The sequence below is a fragment of the Streptomyces sp. NPDC093801 genome (assembly GCF_040701585.1).
Classification (GTDB): domain Bacteria; phylum Actinomycetota; class Actinomycetes; order Streptomycetales; family Streptomycetaceae; genus Streptomyces.
In genome coordinates this window covers 1-3,739 of sequence record NZ_JBFBDP010000096.1, presented here as the reverse complement: position 1 = coordinate 3,739, position 3,739 = coordinate 1, and the positions used below count along the sequence as shown (strand labels likewise).

Below are 3,739 nucleotides of genomic sequence, written 5' to 3'. Positions count from 1 at the left end.
CGCACGACGGCGCAGCTCAAGCGGGTACTGGGACGGACGTGCCATGACTCGATCCTCTCAAATGATCGAGTCCCTACCGAACCCGGAACGGTTCAACGGCTTGAGTGTGGGGAGTCCAGCGGTCTGGTGAGGGCGCGGGACGGTCTTGGCAGACCGTCCCGCGCACGTGTGCCCACACCGCATGCAGTGACAGCGAGCAGAGCAGTCCACGGATGCCATCAATGGCGTGCCCACTGCAACTTAGTAGCGCAGCAGCAGCCCCTGTCACTGCGGCGTTCGCTTGACCTTCGTGCATGGCCACCGCTCGCACGGACGGCATCGGCAGAAGCAGAGCAGATCGCGGGGGACCGCCGCCGGCGGATGTCCGCCGGGGATGCCTTGCGGATGGACTCCTCCGCCGCCGGGCCGCGATTTCACTCAAGAGCGTTACGGGAAACCGCAGGGTGAAGGCTGTGGAAAACTGCGGCTACCCAGACGGTTTACCTTGTGCCCACGCCCTCCTCCCGTGACTAGTTTTCCACTCGTCGCAGAACGGCATCCGCCCCGGCGGTTCCGCAGCAATGGAGGGAAACAGAAGGTGCGAAAGAAACCAGCAACGGTACGGATCGCACGATGGAGCGCCACGCATCCGTGGTCCGCCATCGGGCTCTGGGTCGTCTTCGTCGCGCTGTGTCTCTTCTTGGGCGGAGCCGCCGGCACGAACAAGATCAGCGACGAGGAGTCGGGGGTGGGCGAGTCCGGCCGCGCCGGCCGGATCACCGCCCAGGGCCACTTCACCGAGAAGCCCGAGGAGAACGTCCTCATCAGCGCCGCGAACGGCGGGAAGCTGGACATCGCCACCGCACGGAAGGTGGCCGAGGAGCTCATCGGGAAGATGAAGGCGCTGCCCGAGGTGGAGAGCGTCGGCACCGCCTTCCCCTCCCGCAACGGCAAGGCGCTGCTGCTCCCCGTCACGATGAAGGGCGACACGGAGAACGCCGACACCCGCGTCCAGCCGCTGCTCAACGCGAGCGCGGCGACCCAGAAGACTTACGAGGGCATCAGGATCGACCAGATCGGGACCGGCTCCACCGCCAGGGGGCTCGGCGAGACCCTGGGCGAGGACTTCAAGAAGGCCGAGCTGATCAGCCTTCCGCTGACCCTGCTGATCCTGCTCGTAGTCTTCGGCGCGATCATCGCCGCCGGCGTGCCGGTCCTCCTCGCGATGTCCTGCGTCGGCGCCGCCATCGGTCTGTCGACCCTGGCCTCCCACGTCATGCCCGAGACCAGCGCGGTCAGCAACGTCATCCTGCTCATGGGCATGGCCGTCGGCGTCGACTACTCGCTCTTCTACCTGAAGCGGGAACGTGAGGAACGCCATAAGGGCGCCTTGCACCTCGACGCCATCGAGATCGCCGCCGAGACCTCCGGACACACCGTCGTGGTCTCCGGCACCACCGTCATCGTCTCCATGGCCGGCCTCTACCTCGCCCAGGAGGCCACCTTCGCCTCCCTGGCCACCGGCTCGATCATCGTCGTGGCCGTCGCCGTCCTGGCCTCTCTGACCGTGCTCCCCGCCCTCCTCGCCAAGCTCGGCCGCTGGGTCGACCGGCCGAAGGTTCCGCTGCTGTGGCGGCTGACGATGGGCTCCAACAAATCCCGGCTCTGGCCCGTGCTGCTCCGCCCCGCCCTCGTCCGGCCCGCGCTCACCCTCGTGGTCTCCGTCGGCGCCCTGCTCGCCCTCGCCCTGCCCGCTCTCGACATGAAGCTGAAGCAGCCCGGCTCGGACGATCTCTCCCGCGACATTCCGGTCGTCCAGGCAATGGACCGGCTGACCGCCGCCTTCCCCAGCAAGGGCACCGTGCACCAGGTGGCCGTGCGGGCCCCCGCCGAGAAGGCCGGTGAGGTCGAAGCCGCGCTCAAGACCCTGCTGGACCGCACCGATGGCCAGGAGCTGTTCGCCCACGACCAGAAGCCCACGATCCGCGCCTCGGCCGACAAGCGCGTGCATACCGTCGCCGTCGGAACCCCGCACTCGCCCAGGAGCAACGGGGCCCAGGAGTCCCTCGCACTGCTGCGGACTTGGCTGCCCGAGGCGATCGCACCCGTCCAGGACGCCGAGGGCGCGGTCGGCGGCAAGGTGGCTCAGGGCGTCGACTTCACCGCCCACCTGGAGAACCGGATGCCGTGGGTGGTCGGCTTCATCCTGCTGCTGACCTTCGCCACCATGGCCACCATCTTTCGCTCTCTCGCCGTGGCGCTCTCGGCGATCCTCCTGAACCTGCTGTCGGCGGCCGCCTCGTTCGGTGTCCTCGTCGCCGTCTTCCAGAACACCTGGGCCGAGGACGTGCTCGACTTCCACAGCTCGGGGGCAGTCGTCTCCTGGCTGCCGCTCTTCCTCTTCGTGGTGCTGTTCGGCCTGTCGATGGACTACCACGTGTTCGTCGTGAGCCGGATCCGCGAGGCCGCCCTCAGCGGGGCGAACGTCCGTGACGCCGTCCGCGACGGCATCACCCACTCCGCCGGCGTCGTGACCAGCGCCGCGATCGTCATGGTGGCCGTGTTCGCGATCTTCGGCACCCTCAGCATGGTGGAGTTCAAGCAGCTGGGCGTCGGCCTGGCAGCGGCGATCCTGCTCGACGCCGTGATCATCCGCATCTTCGTCCTGCCGGCCCTGATGACCGCCCTCGGCAAGTGGAACTGGTGGCCGGGCGGCCTCTCCGCCACCCGCCGCGCACAGCACGCGGCCGGGCCCGACGACACCCGCCGGCCGCGGCTCTTGCAGCCGGTACCGGCCGGCACCACGCGGTCCGCACAGGGCCACGGTTGCGCTCAGGAGGCCGGGCACACCCCGCAGCACTCGTACGCTCCCCAGCAGCCGTACGCCCCACAGGACCCGTACGCCCCGACGCCGGGATGGACACAGCCGCAGCAGCAGGGCCACGACGGCCGACCCAACCCCTACCAGAGGTAGGCCGGCCCCTCCGACGAGGAGGGGGAGGTGCTTGTGGCCACGTCGGGCTGCACGTGATTCGGGCCGTCCGGTGCAACAGCCCACAGGCGGTTCACCAAGTGGACGAAGGCGCGGGTGTGGGCCAAGCTCCACCGCCTGGAGCTTGACGAGCTCGGCACCCGCGGCGAACCGGACTGGTCCCGCTGCGCGATCGACTCAGTCAACATGCGAGCCCTGAAAAGGGGGAACTGACAGGCCCGAATCCTGTCGACAGGGGTAAGTACGGCTCGAAGATCCACTTGATCACCGAGCGGACCGGTCTGCCCCTGTCCGTCGGAATCTCGGGCGCGAACCTGCACGACAGCCAGGCCCTTGAGCCCCTCGTCCGTGGCATACCGCCCATCCGGTCGCGGCGCGGTCGCCGACGTCGCAAACCCGGCAAGCTCCACGCGGACAAGGGCTACGACTACGCCCACCTGCGGAGATGGTTACGCGGACGCGGCATCAAGCACCGCATCGCCCGCAAGGGCGTCGAGCCCTCACAACGGCTGGGCCGACATCGCTGGACCATCGAACGCACGATGGCCTGGCTCGCCGGCTGTCGCCGACTCCACCGCCGCTATGAACGCAAGGCCGAACACTTCCTCGCCTTCACGAGCATCGCATGCACCCTCATCTGCCACCGCCGCCTCACCAAATGAAACGACGTCTATTAGGGGAAAGGCACGCAGCATGGGCTTATCGAAGCCGATACACAGCACGGCACCGCAGACCACGACACCCCAGACCCTGCGGCTGACGGAACTC

At 68.3% G+C, this 3,739-nt stretch carries 1 protein-coding gene and 1 pseudogene; both read left to right on the top strand.

Annotated elements, in window-relative coordinates:
• The first annotated feature begins 577 nt into the window (after positions 1–577).
• Entirely contained in the window at positions 578–2,953 is a 2,376-nt protein-coding gene (locus AB0469_RS40920; protein ID WP_366456691.1) for an MMPL family transporter, read from the top strand.
• A 27-nt stretch (positions 2,954–2,980) separates the two neighbouring features.
• Positions 2,981–3,633: pseudogene (locus tag AB0469_RS40915) on the top strand (IS5 family transposase); the annotation flags it as partial.
• Positions 3,634–3,739: the final 106 nt, after the last annotated feature.